This is a genomic window from Ruegeria sp. ABF4_144 (assembly GCF_056160045.1).
Genome location: NZ_JBSWWK010000001.1, coordinates 3,372,120 through 3,389,206 on the forward strand (window position 1 = coordinate 3,372,120; position 17,087 = coordinate 3,389,206).

The following is a 17,087-nucleotide window of genomic DNA, read 5'->3' on the forward strand; positions in this document are numbered from 1 at the left end:
CGGACGGGCCGTGGGCGGCTAGGCTGGGCGCAAATCGAACCAGCCGAGATATCCATGACCCTGTCCTTTGCATCACCCTCTGAGCCCTCGCTGCCGCTGCACGTCATAGCGCAACCCGATCTGGATGACTGGCTGACGGGTCAGCCTGATCACGTGTCGAACTGGGTGCAGGCCAGCGGCTTTACCGGCGCGCTTGGACAGGTCGCCCTGATCCCGGGTTCCGATGACACTCCGGACTTTGCTATTGCGGGGTATGGCACAGCCGCAGGCCGTGCACGCAAACGGTTTCCGCTGGCCGCCGCCGCCGAAGCCTTGCCCAAAGGCGCTTATCACATCGCATCGGGCGTGCCTGAAGATGTGCAGGGCACCGAGTGTCTGGGCTGGTTGCTGACCAGCTATGCGTTTGACCGCTATGCCGCGCAATCCGGGGCAAAGGCACGACTGGTTGCCCCGGCAGGGTTGGACGCCGTCCGGACCGAGGTTCTTGCACAGGCCGAGGCCCTGACCCGCGATCTGGTAAACACGCCCACCGCGGATATGGGACCAGAGCAATTGCAAGCGGCGACCGAGTCATTGGCGCAAGAATTCAGTGCTTCGTGCGACGTGATCAAGGGGCAGGCTCTGCTCGACCAGAACTTTCCCATGATCCACGCCGTTGGCCGCGCCGCCGCGCAGGAACCGCGCTTGATCGAGATGAACTGGGGCAGCTCCGGCCCCAAGCTGACTTTGGTTGGCAAAGGCGTGTGTTTCGATACCGGAGGACTGAACCTGAAGCCCGGAAGCTCGATGGCGCTGATGAAGAAAGACATGGGCGGGTCCGCCAACGTGCTGGGTCTGGCGCGCATGATCATGGCACTGAAACTGCCTATTCAACTGCGGGTGCTGATTCCGGCGGTTGAGAATTCAGTGGCCGGAAACGCCTTCCGACCTGGCGATATTCTGACCTCACGCAAGGGTCTGACGGTCGAGATCAACAACACTGATGCCGAAGGGCGGCTGGTGCTGGCCGATGCGTTGACGCTGGCGGATGAGGGCAATCCGGACATGGTGATCTCGATGGCCACGCTGACCGGCGCGGCGCGGGTAGCTGTCGGCGGTGATCTGGCACCGTTCTACACCGACGACGACGGCGCCGCCGATGCGCTGGCGCGGGCCGGTCAACAGGCCGCCGATCCGGTCTGGCGGATGCCCTTCCACGAACCCTACGAGGCGATGATTGAACCGGGTATCGCCGATCTGGACAACGCTCCTTCGGGCGGGTTTGCGGGATCAATCACCGCCGCGCTGTTCCTGCGCCGGTTTGTGGGCGACAGCCGTTACATGCATTTCGACATCTATTCCTGGCAAGCCAGCAAAGCACCAGGCCGCAGTAAAGGCGGCCTTGGCCAAGGCCCGCGCGCGCTGCTGACAGCCTTGCCCGAGATGCTGGGCCTATGACACGACAACGTATCATAAACCCCGTGGTCAACCTGTTGCGCCACCCCAACGGTCCGCGGGACCGGCAGCTTTTGTTCGGTGATACGGTCAACGTGACGGAAGTCCAAGACAGTTGGAGCCGGGTGACCGCGGATAAGGATGGTTACTCCGGCTGGGTCGACTCGGACCAGTTGGGGGCGCCGGTTGCCAGTACCCACTGGATCACCGCCCCTGCGACCCATGCCTATGCGGAACCGGATATGAAAAGCTCCGACCGGGTCTCGCTGAGTTTCGGTAGCAGGGTTCAGGTCCTGTCTGAGCAGAACAGGTTTCTGGAAACGGAACTGGGCTTCATCCCCGCCGTACACGCCAAGCTTAACGCCACCCATCTGACCGATCCGGTCGCCGTAGCAGAGCTGTTTCTGGGCACGCCCTATCTGTGGGGCGGGAACAGCCGGTTCGGACTGGATTGCTCGGGTCTGGTGCAGGCCGGGCTGTTGGCCTGCGGCATCCCCTGCCCTGGCGATAGCGGTGATCAGGAACGACAACTGGGTCAGGCCTTGCCCGCAGGCACGGAACCGAAACACGGGGATCTGCTATTCTGGAAGGGCCATGTCGCCTGGGTCTATGGTGAGAACATGCTGCTGCACGCCAACGCCTATCACATGGACGTAACCTTCGAGCCGATGGATCAGGCCATCACGCGCATATTGGAACAGGGCGACGGCCCCGTAACATCCCATAAAAGGCTTTAATCAAGGTCGACCGAGCGGATCAGTTTACGCTCCAGAACCCGCAGTACGGTGCGCAGGTCGTGGCCGCGTTTCAGGATGCGGCCATCCATGCCGATCACCGAATACATGCCCTGTTTTTGACGCAGGCGAGGATGCTTCTCGACCCGGTAGATCGGATGCTCGGCCGTGCGTCGGAATATTGAAAAAACTGCCATATCCTTAAGGTTCGAAATACCGTAATCGCGCATTTCCCCGGCGGCGACCATCCGGCCATAGACGGACAGGATATGGGACATCTCGCGCCGGTCGAACGCGACGGGCATCTGTGCCGAGTTAGCAGAAAACCGGCTGGGAGGCTGCATGTTCATACCCTAAGCCTTGCCGGAAAACGTGTTTAAATCAAGCCTAAGCACGAGAAGGTGTGGTTTTTTGGTCGATCGTGACCTAGCGCCGCCCGACCTGACGACAGATCAGAATCACCGGCAACAGCCCCACCGCAAGGATCACCAGCGAGGGCACGGCGGCCCCTTCGAGCCGCTCATCCGAGGCCAGCCGATAGGCCTGTACCGCCAGTGTATCAAAGTTGAACGGGCGCATGATCAGGGTTGCAGGAAGCTCTTTCATCACATCGACAAAAACGATCAGCAACGCTGTCAGCAGTGATGGTGTCAGGATCGGCAAATGCACGCGGCGCAGCGTGCCCAGCGGCGTCTGCCCCAAAGACCGCGCGGCGGCGTCCATATTGGCGTGAACCGTGCTCTGCCCGCCTTCGTAAGCGCTGAGCGCGGCAGCCAGAAACCGCACCATATAGGCCGCAATCAGCAGCCAAATCGATCCAGTCACCAAGAGCCCGGTTGAAATATCAAAAGTCTGCCGCATCCACGCATCCAGCGCGTTGTCAAAGCTGGCAAACGGCACCATCAGGCCCACCGCGATCACTCCGCCCGGCACTGCATAGCCTAGCCGCGCCAGATAACCCGCTGTGGCCGATGCCCGGCCCGGACGCAGGCGTTGAAAGAACCCCACACATATCGCCGCGCAAACGGTGACGACCGCCGCCGTGCCAGCCAGTGTCAGTGAATTTTGGATGAACCCGATATAGCGCCGCGACAGCAGGTTTTGTTCCGACTCCAATCCCATTTCGACCAGAATGAATACCGGCAGTAAAAAACCCAAAAATACCGGGAAAGCGCACAAGCAAAAAGCCAATGTGGATTTCCAGCCTTTCAGCTCAGCCACCTGCAGCGTCGCATGGCTTTTGCCGGCCTGATAGTACTTCGCCTTGCCTCGTTGGGTTCTTTCGATCACGGCAATGGCCAGCGCAAATCCCAGCAAACAAAGGGCAAGCTGTGCGGCGGCGGCGCGGTCTCCGATCGAAAACCAACTGGTATAGATACCGGTGGCAAAGGTCTGCACGCCGAAATAGGCCACCGTGCCGAAATCGGCGATGGTCTCCATAATGGCCAGCAGAACGCCGCCCGCAATGGCCGGGCGCGCCATCGGCAATGACACATGCCAGAAGGCCAGCCAAGGGCTTTTGCCCAGCGCGCGGGCAGCCAGAAACGCGGTGGCGCTTTGCTGTAGGAACGCCGCACGCGCCAGCAGATAGACGTAAGGATAAAGTACCAGGATCAGCATCACCGCCGCACCCTCGGTCGAGCGGATCTCGGGGAACCAATAATCGCGCGGACCCCAGCCGGTTACCTCGCGCAATGTGGTTTGAACGATGCCGGGATGATCCAGCACAAAGGTATAGGCATAGGCCAGAACATAGGCAGGAAAGGCCAGCGGCAGGACCAGAGCTATTTCCAGAAACCGAACGCCGGGAAAGCGGGTCATCGTCACCAGCCAGGCTGCTCCAACGCCGATTAGAAAGGTTCCGGTTCCCACCAGAGCCACCAATACAAGCGTCGTCAGCGCATATCGCGGCAGAACCGTATCCAGCAAGTGCGAGATCGTATCCGTCCCGCCTGTGACCGCCGCCAGAACAACAGCCACCATCGGCAACAGGCACGCGGCCGCCACCAGACAAGCCACCGAGCCCACCAGCCGGGTGCCAAACACGCCCCGATTGCGCGTTCCGTGTTCTGAAAATTCGATTTCGGCCATGCGGGCTCTTTGCTTGGTGCTAGATTGCCTTTTCGACTAAATTTGTCGGAATTTCCAGCACCAATAAACAAAGGCTGAGGCCTCAAGATGAACAAACTGCTGCTTGGTCATGCGCAGGAATTCCGGACTTGCTGTGAGCAAGTGGATCACGTCCAACTCAATCAATAGGTTTGGGGCTGGGAATTCGATGAAACTAAATGCGCTTCTCATTTCGTCAATTCTTGTGTTCCACGGCCTTTCAGTAAACGCAGACCCGCGTGTTGACGCGGAGTTTGCCGCGAAATGTCTGGTATCGGGCGAAACCGAATTGGAAAACTCGACGCTGAACTGGAAGAAAATCAGATTTCTGGAAGAGTTGGATTTCTGCCTGCTCTCCATAGCCGAAAGATTGTCAAACCCCGACAAACTGATGGCCTGGATGGCGGCAAACGGGTTTCAAATGTCAAAGCGAATTTTTCGGTCAAGAGCTGTCATGAGGTTACACGACTACGACGGAGAAGGGGTTATTATTGGTGGAGTGATCCCGAAGGACGAGCTTCAATGGAGTATGCACCCACTCAATTCGTTTTTAGCTTACAGCCTGTATTCCGGTGTCTTGCTGCAAGATGATGGTATTCCGGTGCGTGTGAACAGTGTCTTGAATAGCAAATGATAACCCGCGTCCGGTACATGTTTTTTTAATGTTGGCGAGCGGCGTAAACTACGCCGCCCTCGAATTTATCATTCATAAACCCGCTGATCCTCGATCACCAGACCGTCCTTGGGCAGCGAACCGGGGGCCACAACCTCGATCGCGCCCTTCAGTTTCAGCACCTCGATCACCGACTTGGCATAGGCGTTGCCGTCTCCACCTGGGCTTTCGATCTGAACGGTCATGGTGTCCATCTCACCCTGTCGGGCAGCGATGACACGGGCTTTGACAATCTCTTCATGTTTTTCGACCAGCGCGGCCACCTGCTCGGGGCGCACGAACATACCCTTAATCTTGGTGGTCTGATCGGCCCGGCCCATCCAGCCCTTGATCCACAAGTTGGTGCGGCCACAGGGGGATTGGCCCGGCATGATCGCCGACAGATCGCCGGTGGCAAACCGGATCAGCGGATAGTCTGGGTTCAACGAGGTCACCACGACCTCACCGACCTCACCCTCGGCCACGGGGGTTCCGGTGCCCGGAGTGACAATCTCCACGATGACATGTTCGTCGATGATCATTCCCTCCATCGCGGAGCTTTCGTAAGCGATATTGCCAAGATCGGCGGTGGCATAGCACTGCAGGCAGGAAATGCCGCGGTCGGCGTATTCCTGACGCAAGGACGGGAACAGCGCGCCGCCGCCGACAACGGCCGCGTTGAAGCCCAGCGCCACGCCCATCTCATCTGCCTTGTCAAGGATGACCTTCAGATAGTCCGGGGTTCCGGCATACGCGGTACAGCCCACGTCGCGCGCGGCGGTCACCTGCAACTCGGTCTGGCCAGTACCGGCAGGTAGCACGGCGGCCCCTACGGCCCTCGCGCCGCTTTCAAAGATCATGCCTGCGGGCGTTAGGTGGTAGCCAAAGCAGTTCTGCACGATATCGCCAGGGCCTACGCCCGCCGCATTCAGGAACCGCCCCATGCGCCACCAGTCGGGGTCAGTGCTGCCGGGTTCGTAAATCGGACCCGGTGACTGGAAAACATGGTGGAAATGCCGCGCCGGTTTGACCGTGAACCCACCGAACGGGGGCCGCGACGCCTGTGCCTGCGCCAGATCGGATTTGCGAAGAACCGGCAATTTCACCAGATCCTCAGCCGAGGCGACAGCGTCGGTGTTCACACCAGCCAGATGCGCTTCAAACCCCGGTGCAGACAGTGCTCGCTGAAGCTGGACACGCAATGCCCGTGCCTGATCGGAGGCACGCTGGTCGGCTGAGCGGGTTTCGAGCGCGTCGTAATACTTCGTCATGACCATATCCTCCATCCGCTTACAGCCACCTCTTGCGGCGGCGATATGAGCGCACGTCGCGGAAGCTTTTGCGCCCCTCGTCCGACATGCCCAGATAGAATTCCTTCACGTCCGGATTTTCACGCAGCTCGGCTGCCGGGCCATCCATCACCACCCGACCCGACTCCAGAATGTAACCGTAATGCGCAAATCGCAGCGCCACGTTTGTGTTCTGTTCGGCCAGAAGGAAGGACACGCCCTCTTTCTCGTTCAGATCCTTTACAATGCCGAAAATCTCTTCGACCAACTGTGGCGCCAGACCCATCGAGGGTTCGTCCAGCAGGATCGTCTCGGGCCGTGACATCAGTGCGCGCCCCATCGCAACCATCTGTTGCTCACCGCCCGAAGTATAGCCCGCCTGCGACCGGCGACGTTCCTTGAGGCGGGGGAAATATGTGTAGACCAGTTCAAGATCCTGTTGGATCGCGGCCTTGCCGTCTTTGCGGGTATAGGCGCCGGTCAGCAGGTTTTCTTCGACCGTCAGGTGTTCGAAACAGTGGCGGCCTTCCATCACCTGGATGACGCCTTTTTCCACCAGATCGGCCGGATCACTTTCATGCACGCTGGTCCCACGATACTTGATTGTACCCTTGGTGACCTCACCGCGTTCCGACTGCAGCAGGTTCGACACCGCCTTGAGCGTCGTCGTCTTGCCCGCGCCGTTTCCGCCGAGCAGAGCGGTAATGCCCCCTTTGGGCACGGTCAGGCTGACACCCTTCAGAACCAGGATGACGTGGTTGTAGATCACCTCGATATTGTTCACTTCAAGCAGGGTTTCTGCCTGAACTTCGGTGGTTTGAGCCGCATCCAGCATCTGCGCGTGTCCTTGTGCGAGTGTGGGGTTCGGGGCGGCAACTCACCGCCGCCCCGGTGTGTCAAAGCGCTTTAGTTGCAGCGCGATTCGATGTTGTTTTCCGAGGCATAAGCTGCGGAATCTTCGTCGATCAGCGCACCGATCACTTCACCGTCGGTAGGTTTGAACTCCGAGATCAGCGACCAGGTCTTGTTCGCCGCGTCCCACTGGGTCACGCCCACCAGAGCGTCACCGCCGTGGTTCTCGCACGAGACCGAGAAGGTCGGACCAAAGTTCGGCAGGCCCAGTTCCGCCATTTTCGCCTCAGTCATCTCAAGCGCTTCCATACCTTCGCGCATTTCTGCCGGGGTGATGTCGGCATTGCCCGAAATCTCTTGCGCTTTCTTGATCGCTTCGGCAGCCAGCACAGCGGCGTACAGACCACGGTTGTACAGAACCGAACCGACCTGATCACCTGCGCCTGCAGCCTTGCCCGCATCAATCACGTGCGTCTGCAAGTCATCAAAGACCGGGAAGTCCGTGCCCACATTGTGGAAGGTCAGCGCCTTATAGCCGTTTGCGGCCTCACCGGCGGGCACAACGTCGTTTTCCGAACCCGACCACCAGATGCCGATGAAGTTTTCCATCGGGAAACGGATGTTCGCAGCCTCTTGCACGGCCACCTGGTTCATCACGCCCCAGCCCCACATCAGGACATAGTCAGGACGATCGCGACGGATTTGCAGCCACTGCGACTTCTGTTCCTGACCCGGGTGATCGACCGGCAGGGCCACCAGTTCAAAGCCGTGTTTCTTGGACAGCTCTTCCAGCGTGCGGATCGGCTCCTTGCCATAAGCCGAGTTGTGATAGACCAGCGCGACTTTCTTGCCGCTCAGGTCGCCACCATTTTCCTCGAGCAAATAGTTGATCGCACCCGAGGCCCCGTCCCAGTAGTTGGCCGGATAGTTGAACACGTGACTGAACACGGAGCCGTTCTTGGCTGAAGTCCGGCCATAGCCCATCGTGTGCAGCGGGATGTTATCCGCAGTCACTTTCGGGATCAGCTGATAGGTGATGCCGGTTGACAGAGGTTGATAGACCAGCGCGCCTTCGCCCTTGGTGGACTCATAGCACTCAACGCCTTTTTCGGTATTGTAGCCAGTTTCACACTCGACCACGCGGATCGGAACGCCGCCGATACCGCCATCGCGTTCGTTCAGCATGGTGAAATAGTCGTTGTACCCGTCCGAGAACGGAATGCCGCCAGCTGCGTAAGGTCCGGTCCGATAGCTCAGATCGGGGATCACCAGATCCGCCAGAGCTGGCCCTGCGGCCATCAGGGCGCTAAGCGCCGCGGTTGCCAGTTTCAATTTCATCGGGTGTCTCCTCCCTTGGTTGGTCCGATGTTGGGGTCGGGCTTTTGTGCCCGTTATCTGATTGGGCCTGCCCCTTAGTGCGGGAACGGCCATAGTCTGAGTTTCTCTTTCGCCACACGCCAAAGCTGCGCCAGACCGTGCGGCTCAAGGATCAGAAACAGGATGATCAGCCCACCGACGATCACCAGCTGCAAATGCGCCACGATATCCGTGGGCCAGCCCAGCCAGTCGGCGCCCACCACCTTCAACACCACCGGCAGCAGCACCAGAAACGCCGCGCCCGCGAACGAGCCGAAGATCGAGCCCAAACCGCCGATAATGATCATGAACAGCACCAGGAACGATTTCTGGATGCCGAAAACCTCGCCAACCTCGACCGCGCCCAGATAGACCGCGAAGAACAGCGCCCCGGCGATGCCCACAAAGAACGAGCTGACAGCAAAGGCGGTCAGTTTCGCCTTCAGCGGGTTCACCCCGATGATCTCGGCCGCGATATCCATATCACGGATCGCCATCCAGGTGCGCCCGGTGGTTCCGCGTGTCAGGTTCCGCGCGATGAGCGCGCAGAAGGTCAGGAAGATCAGGCAGAACAGGTAGGTCGCCCATGCAGGGGCGTTCGGCCCGGTGATGATGATGCCGAACACATCACGCTCGGGCGCGTTAATCTGACCTGAGGCCGAGTAGTTGTAGAACCACGGCACACGGTTGAACAGCCACACAAGGAAGAACTGCGCCGCCAGCGTTGCCACCGCCAGATAGAACCCTTTGATCCGAAGGCTCGGCAGGCCGAATAGCACGCCGACAATGGCTGTGATTCCTCCGGCCAGCAGCACGTGGATGAACATGCTGACATCCGGGAAAGCGGTCATCAGCTTGTAGCAGGCATAGGCCCCCACAGCCATAAAGCCCCCCGTACCCAGCGAAACCTGCCCGCAATAGCCCACCAGAATGTTCAGCCCGATCGCAGCAATCGCGTAGATCAGGAACGGCAGCAACAGCGCGTTTGCCAGGTAGTCGTTGATCAGGAAGGGAATGATCCCGAACGCTACAGCCAGCACGACATAGTACCGATACCGGTCGAACTTAATCGGGAAGGTCTGGCTGTCATCAATGTACGAGGTTTTGAAATCCCCGGCCTCACGATAGAACATGTCTTACTTTCCCCATTGTTCCTGCGCCCGGTTGCGGGCTTCGGCATCCAGTTGGTTGGACCCTTTGGCGTATCCGCTCGCCTCAGAGGCGCGGACCAGTTTCAGATAGGCCAGCACGCCCATGATCAGCCCGGCAAAGGCCAGGATCGCGGCGATGGTCAGCTGACCATCCGTCAGATCGTCCGATGTGATGGCGATGTACCCAAAAGCCCAGAACCCGGCCCACGAGATTACGTTGATGATGGCGATGAGTTTGGTCATGCCCTATACCCTCTCGATAATCTTCTCACCGAACAGGCCCTGCGGCCGGAACACGAGGAAGATCAGCGCCAGCACATAGGCGAACCAGTTCTCGGTCGCGCCGCCAACTAGTGGACCGATGGCGAATTCGAACAGTTTCTCACCCACGCCGATGATCAGACCGCCCACGATGGCGCCGGGAATCGAGGTGAACCCACCCAGCATCAGCACCGGCAGCGCCTTCAGCGCGATCAGCGACAGCGAGAACTGAACGCCCGACTTGGTGCCCCACATGATGCCCGCGACCAGCGCTACGAAACCTGCCACCGACCAGACCATGATCCAGATGAAGTTCAGCGAGATGCCCACAGACAACGCCGCCTGATGATCATCGGCCACCGCGCGCATCGCCCGGCCTTGTTTGGTGTACTGGCTGAACGCGACAAGTGCCGCCACCAGCAGCGCCGCAATCACCGTCGCCACAATGTCCAGATTGTCGATGAAGAAGCCGTAGCCGAAGATGTTGAATGTCGTCTCATCGATCCACAGGTTGATGCCCTGCGGCAGACCCACATCCAGAGTCTTGATCTCAGACCCCCACATCAGGTCGGCCACACCTTCAAGGAAATAGGCCAGACCAATGGTGGCCATGAACAGGATGATCGGCTCCTGCCCGACCAGATGGCGCATGACGAACCGCTGCACCGCCCAGGCCAGTAACACCATGACGCCCATCGTCAGGATAATCGCCAGCAGCGCCGGCACATTCCAGCCAAACTTGTGCACATGCGTACCGAAAGTCGCGTTGATCAGATGTGCAAACGGCACCTGACCACTCATGATTCCAACCAGCGTCATCGCCGCAAACAGGGCCATAACCCCTTGGGCGTAATTGAAAATTCCGGATGCCTTGTAGATCAGCACAAAGCCCAGCGCGACCAGCGCATAAAGCACCCCGGCCATCAGACCATTGAGGATGACCTCCATCGCGAATACGAGTTGTTCAGACATCTGCGCCACTCCCCATGTCTGTCCGATGCTTAGTCATGGCTGACCCCCAGATAGGCGTCGATGACATCTTGATTGCTGCGCACCTCATCCGGGGTGCCGTCACCGATCTTCTTACCGTAATCCATCACGACCACCCGGTCGCTCAGGTCCATGACAACGCCCATATCGTGTTCGATCAGGGCGATCGTGGTGCCGAACTCATCATTCACGTCGAGGATAAAACGGCTCATGTCCTCTTTCTCTTCGACATTCATGCCAGCCATCGGCTCATCCAGCAGCAGAAGCTTGGGTTCAGCCGCCAAAGCACGTGCCAGTTCGACACGTTTTTTCAAACCGTAAGGCAAGCGCGATACCGGAGTCTTGCGGATGTGCTGGATTTCAAGGAAATCGATGATCTTTTCGACGGCCTCGCGGTTTTTCACCTCTTCCGCCTCGGCTTTGCCCTTCCACCAGGCTTGCTGGAACATGTTGGTCTTCATGTAGTTCAAGCGCCCAGTCATGACGTTGTCCAAAACACTCATGCCTTCGAACAGGGCGATGTTCTGAAACGTCCGCGCGATGCCCTGCCGCGCCACCTCATAGGGGCGCATTGGCGGGCGCTTTGACCCATGAAACCAAACCTCACCCTCTTGTGGGACATAAAACCCCGAAATCACGTTCAGCATCGAGGACTTACCCGCGCCGTTCGGCCCGATGATCGCCCGGATCTCACCCTCACGAATGTCGAACGAGATATCCTTGATCGCCACCACACCGCCAAAGCGCAGGGTGATGTTCTTCATCTCCATCACCACGCCGCCGATCTTGCGGCCGTCTTCGGTGACATATCCTTCGGAATTATCCAGCATCAGTCGCTCCCTGACTTACGCAAATACGGGATGGCGGGCGGGGCGATGACCGCAGGTCGAGCGGCACACGACCGGCCTTCATTCCGCGGCAACTTTATGCTGCGCGACCGGCACAACCGGCGCATCGACAATACTCAACGTCGCCGAGATCGCCCCCTTGCGCCCGTCCTCATACGTCACTTCGGTTGTGGTCGAGACGGTTTCGGACCCGTCATAAAGCGCATCGATAATGTCCTGGAATTTCTCCTCGACAAACCCACGCCGCACTTTCCGGGTCCGTGTCATTTCACCATCATCCGCATCCAGTTCCTTGTGCAGAACTACAAAGCGATGCACCTGACAGCCCGACAACATCTCGTCTGCGGCCACCGATTTGTTCACCTCTTCCACGTGGGACCTGATGGTATCCAGGACGCGCGGATGGCTCGCCAATTCCTGATACGAAGCATAAGCCACGTTATTGCGTTCCGCCCAGTTGCCCACCGCCGTCAGGTCGATATTGATGAAAGCCACGCAATGATCCCGGCCATTGCCGAACAGCACGACCTCAAGAATATCGGGATAAAACTTCAGCTTGTTCTCGACATATTTGGGCGCGAACATTGATCCGTCAGCCATCTTGCCCACATCTTTGGCACGGTCGATAATCCTCAGATGGCCCGTGTGCTCTTCGATGAACCCGGCATCCCCGGTGGCCACCCAACCTTCGGCATCCTTGGTCGAAGCCGTCGAGGCCGGGTTGTCGTAATACTCGACGAACACACCCGGCGAGCGGTAGTGAATCTCGCCATTGTCATCGATCTTCAATTCAACCGCCGGCGCCGGCACACCAACCGTGTCCGCCCGCACCTCACCATCCGGCTGGACGGTGATGAAGACGGTGGCCTCGGTCTGGCCGTAAAGCTGCTTCAGATTGATGCCTAACGAGCGGTAGAAATCGAAGATCTCCGGCCCGATGGCCTCACCCGCAGTGTATCCCACCCGAAAGCGGCCATAACCTAGCGTATCCTTCAACGGACCATAGACCAGCAGATTGCCCAGCGCATATTTGATCCGATCCGCAAAACCCACCGGCTTGCCGTCCAGCAACAGTCCGCCAACTTTCTTGGCGTGGGCCATGAAGTGATGGAACATGCGCTGCTTCAGCTTGCCCGCGTCTTCCATACGGATCATCACATTGGTCAGCTGAGTTTCAAACACGCGCGGCGGGGCAAAGAAATAAGTCGGCCCGATTTCGCGCAGGTCGGTCATCATCGTATCGGCGCTTTCGGGGCAGTTTACGCAGAAACCGCACCAATAAGCCTGACCGATCGAGAATATGAAATCGCCCACCCAGGCCATCGGCAGATAGGACAGGATGTCCTCATTCCGGGTCAGGTGATCGAACTCGGCCGAGTTCTTTGCGCTTTCGATCACGTTGCGGTTCGACAGCACCACCCCTTTGGGCTTACCCGTGGTGCCCGAGGTGTAAAGCATCACGCAGGTGTCGTCATAGGTGATCGCAGCGGTCCGCTTGTCCAGTTCCGCATCGAACCGCTGATGGCCCGCGTTGCCCTCGGCCATAATGTCCTCAAGCGCGTTCATCTGGGAATGGTCGTATTTCCGCATCCCGCGCTTGTCGGTATAGAGGATGTGTTTGACCTGATGCAGGTTTTCCTGAATCTCGATGACCTTGTCGACCTGCTCCTGATCGCCGCAGACGACGTATTTCGCGCCGCAATGTTCCAGCACATAGGCCATCTCTTCGGCCACGGAATCCTGATAGAGCGGCACCGGAACCGCACCCACCATCTGTGCGGCTACCATCGACCAGTAATGCGCCGGACGGTTGCGGCCAATCACGGCAATATGATCACCTTTTTCAACGCCAATTTCCAGAAATCCAAGCGCCATCGCGCGGACCTCGGCGGCTGTTTCCGCCCAAGTCCAGCATTGCCAGATGCCGAATTCCTTTTCCCGATAGGCCGGGGCATCCCCGAACTGTTTCGCATTGCGATCTAACAGCGCCGGAAGGGAGGCCATCCCGTCCGCGCCCGACTGCGTCTGAGCCAATCTCTCTCTCCTCCCCATCCGGCTCCTCCCCGAGCCGGAAATGGCAGGTTCGGACTACAAGCCCGAACGCCAACGCCCCGATTAAGGGACAGTGGCACGATCAGCGCCAAGTTTTGCCTGATGTTTTCTCAATTCTTACGAATTGTAACAGGGGCGGGCGTGATCATCTGATCCTGTTGCAAACCGCATATTCCGGTCGTGTTTTGTACGTTAACTGTTCGCTTTCAAACAGTCTTAGACCAGTGGCTATGTCAACAATAGCGGGCGAATGGAACTAGGAGCTTGATATGACAACGCGAGGCTATTGCCTGTGCAAAAATACAAAATGGGAGTTTGTAGGCGATGTGACATGGGCTTGCTACTGCCATTGCGATGATTGCCGTCGAAACTGTGCCGCACCCATAGTCGCATGGTTGGGTGTTCCACTTCGGAACTTCAAATGGACCGCCCAAGCACCCAAAACACTCGAAAGTTCAAAGGGTGTTTTTCGTCATTTCTGCCGAGATTGTGGTTCTCCAGTTGGCTTTGAAGCTGACCACTACCCCGGTGGGATGCACTTGTATGCAGCCTCAATGGAACACCCAGAGGACTTTGTTCCGACCTTCCACGTCAACTTCCAGAGCAAACTGTCGTGGCTTCGTATCGAAGACGATCTGAAGAAGTACGAAGGCACACTACTTCACGCCCCTGAGGATCTGATCGCCTATGACAATTAAGCTGATTTAGAGTCGACTTTGTGTTTAAAGCCAATCCCGCAATATCGGAATCAGCGGTACATCCGCGGCAGGCATCGGGTAATTGCGCAGATCATTCGCACGCACCCATTTCAAAGCCTGCCCTTCTTTCGACTGCGGGATGCCCTCCCATTTGCGGCAGGCAAACAGCGGCATCAGCAGGTGGAAATCCTCATAGCTGTGGCTGGCGAAAGTCAGCGGCGCGAGGCACGAGGCCCAGGTGTCGATGCCCAGCTCTTCGTGCAATTCGCGGATCAGGGCGGCCTCGGGGGTTTCGCCGGGTTCGATCTTGCCACCGGGGAATTCCCAAAGCCCGGCCATGGATTTACCCTCCGGGCGCTGCGCCAGCAGCACCCGGCCCTCGACGTCGATCAGGGCAACGGCAGAAACTAAGACTGTTTTCATGGTCACAATCCCGGAGGCAAAACCGGGCTCCACTTTTGCTGGAATTGTTCCGGTTTCACGAGCGATAATCCGCGTTGATCTCGATGTAGCCGTGGGTCAGGTCACAGGTCCAAACGGTGGATTTCCCCTCGCCCAGCCCAAGATCGACAGCAATCACCAGATCCTGACCTTTCATATAAGCGGCGGCGTCTTCTTCGCTGTAATCCGGACTGACCCAGCCTTTCTCGGCCACCAGAATGTCACCGAAGGAAATGCTCAGCAGGTCCCGATCCGCTGCCGCGCCGGACTTGCCGATGGCCATGACCACGCGGCCCCAGTTCGGGTCTTCGCCCGCGATTGCGGTTTTCACCAGCGGAGAATTCGCAATCGCCAGCCCATGCACCTTGGCGTCTGCGTCCGAGGCGGCGCCGGTTACGCGGATTTCCACGAATTTCGTCGCGCCTTCACCGTCGCGCACAACCTGCTGCGCAAGGTCCAGCATCACAGTTTCCAGCGCTTCGGCAAAAGCTGCGTTGCTGGTGGCGTCCACGCCCGAAGCACCAGTCGCGCACAACAGCAGGCTGTCCGAGGTCGAAGTATCGCTGTCCACTGTAATACAGTTGAACGTCCTGTCAGTCTGCGCGCCGAGCATGGCTTGCAAGGCGGATTGTTCGACCTGCGCGTCGGTGAAGATGTAAACCAGCATCGTCGCCATATCCGGCGCGATCATGCCCGAACCCTTGGCAATCCCCGAGATAGAGACTGTTTTGCCATCAATCTCAACCTGCGCGCTAGCACCCTTAGGGAATGTATCCGTGGTCATGATGGCGCGCGCGGCGTCCTCGATAGCATGACGGCTGAGGCCCGATTTCAGCGCCTCAAGCTGCGCCACGATGCGGTCATGCGGCAGCGGCTCGCCGATCACACCGGTAGACGAGGTAAAGATCCGCTCGACCGGAACACCGGTGGCTTTTGAGACAGCTTGCGTTACCTCGGCCACCGAGGTCTGACCGTAACGCCCGGTAAACGCGTTGGCGTTGCCCGAATTCACAAGGATCGCCGCCGGGCCATCACTGGCCCCGCCGATTTTCTCCTGACAGTCCAGCACCGGAGCCGCACGGGTGGCAGAGCGAGTGAACACCCCGGCCACAGACGTGCCCGGGTCAAGCACGGCCAGCATCACATCTGTACGGCCCTGATAGCGCACGCCTGCTTCGACGGTGGCGAAACGCACACCGTCAATTGCAGGCAATTCGGGAAAGGCCGCCGGAGCCAGCGGAGAGACCTTGGTAATCGTGGCCACAGGCGTTTACTCCTGAATCAGGTCGGTCTGACGCAGAACCTCGGGGCCAACACCTTCCAATGCGGGGCGCTCAATCTCGGCCTCTTGGGTCAGTCCGTCGATACGGGCCTGAATGACCTCTTGCTGCAGGGTCTGGGTCAGCTCGGCGCGCACCTGATCAATGTTCGGCGCTTCGGATTTACGTTTGTCGTTCAGGGTGACCACGTGCCAGCCGAACTGGGTTTTCACCGGATCAGATACCTGACCCTTTTCCAGACTGATCACCGCCGCCTCAAAGGCTGGAACCATCTGACCCGAACCGAACCAGCCCAGCTCACCGCCGTTGGGACCGGACGGGCCGGTTGATTTTTCCTTGGCCAGCTCGGCGAAATCGGCGCCGTCGTCCAGCTGCGCCTTGATCTCATTGGCCTCTTCTTCGGTTTCCACAAGGATGTGGCTGGCGTTGAACTCGTCCGCACCCTGGAAATCGGCGTATTTCGCGTCATAGGCCGCCTGGATCGCCTCATCCGTCAGTTCTTCTTCGATCAGCGCATTCACCGTCTGCACCGCCAGCAACGAGCGTGTCTCGTTTTCCAGAGCCAGCGTGTTCAGCTTGGACAAGGTGTCCTGCTGCTGGCCCAGCAAGGCCTGCTGAATCAGCTGGTCAACGATCAACTCGTACAGAACGTCGTCTTCGATCTGCTGGTACTGCTCGGGCAAGGCAGCCCCGGTGGCGATGACGTGACCCAATGTGATCTCATCCCCGTTCACACGCGCGATGACGGTGCTGGCATCGGGTTTGGTTTCGGCGGCCAATGGCATGGCCATCACCGCAGCAAGCGCCAGTGATGGCAGAAAAGTGAGGCCTTTGGGCATGGAATCATCCTATTTCTTTGCCGCGACAGGGCGCAGCGTTGACACTCTGGAACCTGCCGCTTACATCGCTTTGAAGCCTTGGACAGGGCCGCCTTTCACCC

17 protein-coding genes are annotated in these 17,087 nt (G+C 58.7%); 4 read left to right on the forward strand and 13 right to left on the reverse strand.

What is annotated here, in order from left to right:
- The first annotated feature begins 54 nt into the window (after positions 1-54).
- Together ACXAGD_RS16865 and ACXAGD_RS16870 are read left to right on the forward strand one after the other, a co-directional pair.
- Positions 55-1,437, forward strand: coding sequence for a leucyl aminopeptidase family protein (locus ACXAGD_RS16865; protein ID WP_475212052.1), 1,383 nt, complete (start codon positions 55-57; stop codon positions 1,435-1,437).
- Positions 1,434-2,171: a C40 family peptidase gene (locus ACXAGD_RS16870; protein WP_475212053.1), complete on the forward strand. Its 738-nt coding sequence runs from the start codon at positions 1,434-1,436 to the stop codon at positions 2,169-2,171. Before ACXAGD_RS16865 ends, ACXAGD_RS16870 begins: the two co-directional genes overlap by 4 nt.
- Here the strand turns inward: ACXAGD_RS16870 and ACXAGD_RS16875 are convergent.
- Positions 2,168-2,518, reverse strand: a complete 351-nt coding sequence (locus tag ACXAGD_RS16875; RefSeq protein ID WP_475212054.1) for a DUF2794 domain-containing protein — start codon at positions 2,516-2,518, stop codon at positions 2,168-2,170. The two genes, ACXAGD_RS16870 and ACXAGD_RS16875, sit on opposite strands and share 4 nt — an antisense overlap.
- Positions 2,519-2,594: 76 nt before the next feature.
- Positions 2,595-4,259: an ABC transporter permease gene (locus ACXAGD_RS16880; RefSeq protein ID WP_475212055.1), complete on the reverse strand. Its 1,665-nt coding sequence runs from the start codon at positions 4,257-4,259 to the stop codon at positions 2,595-2,597.
- Between the two features lie 187 nt (positions 4,260-4,446).
- Between ACXAGD_RS16880 and ACXAGD_RS16885 the strand changes: the two genes are divergently transcribed.
- Positions 4,447-4,911 (forward strand): hypothetical protein, encoded by a 465-nt coding sequence (locus ACXAGD_RS16885; RefSeq protein ID WP_475212056.1) that lies wholly within the window; start codon positions 4,447-4,449, stop codon positions 4,909-4,911.
- Between the two features lie 68 nt (positions 4,912-4,979).
- Here ACXAGD_RS16885 and ACXAGD_RS16890 read toward each other — a convergent pair whose 3' ends face one another.
- The 8 genes from ACXAGD_RS16890 to ACXAGD_RS16925 all read right to left on the reverse strand — a co-directional run bounded on the left by ACXAGD_RS16890 (position 4,980) and on the right by ACXAGD_RS16925 (position 13,680).
- On the reverse strand, positions 4,980-6,206 hold the full coding sequence (locus ACXAGD_RS16890) for a phenylacetate--CoA ligase family protein (RefSeq protein ID WP_475212057.1): 1,227 nt from the start codon (positions 6,204-6,206) through the stop codon (positions 4,980-4,982).
- Between the two features lie 13 nt (positions 6,207-6,219).
- A complete protein-coding gene (locus ACXAGD_RS16895; protein ID WP_475212058.1) occupies positions 6,220-7,053 on the reverse strand; it encodes an ABC transporter ATP-binding protein in 834 nt (277 codons plus the stop codon).
- Between the two features lie 71 nt (positions 7,054-7,124).
- A complete protein-coding gene (locus ACXAGD_RS16900) occupies positions 7,125-8,408 on the reverse strand; it encodes an ABC transporter substrate-binding protein (protein ID WP_475212059.1) in 1,284 nt (427 codons plus the stop codon).
- A 74-nt stretch (positions 8,409-8,482) separates the two neighbouring features.
- Positions 8,483-9,559 (reverse strand): branched-chain amino acid ABC transporter permease, encoded by a 1,077-nt coding sequence (locus ACXAGD_RS16905; RefSeq protein WP_475212060.1) that lies wholly within the window; start codon positions 9,557-9,559, stop codon positions 8,483-8,485.
- Between the two features lie 3 nt (positions 9,560-9,562).
- Positions 9,563-9,820: a hypothetical protein gene (locus ACXAGD_RS16910; protein WP_475212061.1), complete on the reverse strand. Its 258-nt coding sequence runs from the start codon at positions 9,818-9,820 to the stop codon at positions 9,563-9,565.
- A 3-nt stretch (positions 9,821-9,823) separates the two neighbouring features.
- Positions 9,824-10,810 (reverse strand): branched-chain amino acid ABC transporter permease, encoded by a 987-nt coding sequence (locus tag ACXAGD_RS16915; RefSeq protein ID WP_475212062.1) that lies wholly within the window; start codon positions 10,808-10,810, stop codon positions 9,824-9,826.
- Positions 10,811-10,839: 29 nt separating this feature from the next.
- Complete coding sequence (locus ACXAGD_RS16920) at positions 10,840-11,658, reverse strand: ABC transporter ATP-binding protein (RefSeq protein WP_475212063.1); 819 nt, start codon at positions 11,656-11,658, stop codon at positions 10,840-10,842.
- 78 nt (positions 11,659-11,736) lie between these two features.
- A complete protein-coding gene (locus ACXAGD_RS16925; protein ID WP_475212626.1) occupies positions 11,737-13,680 on the reverse strand; it encodes an AMP-binding protein in 1,944 nt (647 codons plus the stop codon).
- A gap of 317 nt (positions 13,681-13,997) precedes the next feature.
- On the opposite strand from ACXAGD_RS16925, the gene ACXAGD_RS16930 reads away from it, so the two are divergent.
- Complete coding sequence (locus tag ACXAGD_RS16930) at positions 13,998-14,426, forward strand: GFA family protein (protein WP_475212064.1); 429 nt, start codon at positions 13,998-14,000, stop codon at positions 14,424-14,426.
- A gap of 24 nt (positions 14,427-14,450) precedes the next feature.
- Here ACXAGD_RS16930 and mutT read toward each other — a convergent pair whose 3' ends face one another.
- Genes mutT through ACXAGD_RS16945 form a run of 3 tightly spaced genes read right to left on the reverse strand, consistent with a single transcriptional unit; the run spans position 14,451 to position 16,986 of the window.
- Positions 14,451-14,849 carry an 8-oxo-dGTP diphosphatase MutT gene (mutT, locus tag ACXAGD_RS16935; protein ID WP_475212065.1) on the reverse strand — a complete coding sequence of 133 codons (399 nt, stop codon included), beginning with the start codon at positions 14,847-14,849 and terminating at the stop codon, positions 14,451-14,453.
- Positions 14,850-14,904: 55 nt separating this feature from the next.
- The gene (gene argJ, locus ACXAGD_RS16940) at positions 14,905-16,131 is read right to left on the reverse strand and encodes a bifunctional glutamate N-acetyltransferase/amino-acid acetyltransferase ArgJ (protein WP_475212066.1); all 1,227 of its coding nucleotides are present in this window, start codon (positions 16,129-16,131) and stop codon (positions 14,905-14,907) included.
- Positions 16,132-16,137: 6 nt separating this feature from the next.
- On the reverse strand, positions 16,138-16,986 hold the full coding sequence (locus tag ACXAGD_RS16945; protein WP_475212067.1) for a peptidylprolyl isomerase: 849 nt from the start codon (positions 16,984-16,986) through the stop codon (positions 16,138-16,140).
- Positions 16,987-17,087: the final 101 nt, after the last annotated feature.

Excerpts from the sequence above, each read along its gene's own strand:
- ACXAGD_RS16920 (WP_475212063.1), bottom strand. The coding sequence starts at position 11,658 with ATGCTGGATAATTCCGAAGGATATGTCACCGAAGACGGCCGCAAGATC.
- ACXAGD_RS16885 (WP_475212056.1), top strand. The coding sequence starts at position 4,447 with ATGAAACTAAATGCGCTTCTCATTTCGTCAATTCTTGTGTTCCACGGC.
- ACXAGD_RS16875 (WP_475212054.1), bottom strand. The coding sequence starts at position 2,518 with ATGAACATGCAGCCTCCCAGCCGGTTTTCTGCTAACTCGGCACAGATG.
- ACXAGD_RS16905 (WP_475212060.1), bottom strand. The coding sequence starts at position 9,559 with ATGTTCTATCGTGAGGCCGGGGATTTCAAAACCTCGTACATTGATGAC.
- ACXAGD_RS16895 (WP_475212058.1), bottom strand. The coding sequence starts at position 7,053 with ATGCTGGATGCGGCTCAAACCACCGAAGTTCAGGCAGAAACCCTGCTT.
- ACXAGD_RS16880 (WP_475212055.1), bottom strand. The coding sequence starts at position 4,259 with ATGGCCGAAATCGAATTTTCAGAACACGGAACGCGCAATCGGGGCGTG.
- mutT (WP_475212065.1), bottom strand. The coding sequence starts at position 14,849 with ATGAAAACAGTCTTAGTTTCTGCCGTTGCCCTGATCGACGTCGAGGGC.
- ACXAGD_RS16910 (WP_475212061.1), bottom strand. The coding sequence starts at position 9,820 with ATGACCAAACTCATCGCCATCATCAACGTAATCTCGTGGGCCGGGTTC.
- ACXAGD_RS16930 (WP_475212064.1), top strand. The coding sequence starts at position 13,998 with ATGACAACGCGAGGCTATTGCCTGTGCAAAAATACAAAATGGGAGTTT.
- ACXAGD_RS16900 (WP_475212059.1), bottom strand. The coding sequence starts at position 8,408 with ATGAAATTGAAACTGGCAACCGCGGCGCTTAGCGCCCTGATGGCCGCA.
- ACXAGD_RS16865 (WP_475212052.1), top strand. The coding sequence starts at position 55 with ATGACCCTGTCCTTTGCATCACCCTCTGAGCCCTCGCTGCCGCTGCAC.
- ACXAGD_RS16945 (WP_475212067.1), bottom strand. The coding sequence starts at position 16,986 with ATGCCCAAAGGCCTCACTTTTCTGCCATCACTGGCGCTTGCTGCGGTG.
- ACXAGD_RS16925 (WP_475212626.1), bottom strand. The coding sequence starts at position 13,680 with ATGGCCTCCCTTCCGGCGCTGTTAGATCGCAATGCGAAACAGTTCGGG.
- ACXAGD_RS16915 (WP_475212062.1), bottom strand. The coding sequence starts at position 10,810 with ATGTCTGAACAACTCGTATTCGCGATGGAGGTCATCCTCAATGGTCTG.
- ACXAGD_RS16870 (WP_475212053.1), top strand. The coding sequence starts at position 1,434 with ATGACACGACAACGTATCATAAACCCCGTGGTCAACCTGTTGCGCCAC.
- ACXAGD_RS16890 (WP_475212057.1), bottom strand. The coding sequence starts at position 6,206 with ATGGTCATGACGAAGTATTACGACGCGCTCGAAACCCGCTCAGCCGAC.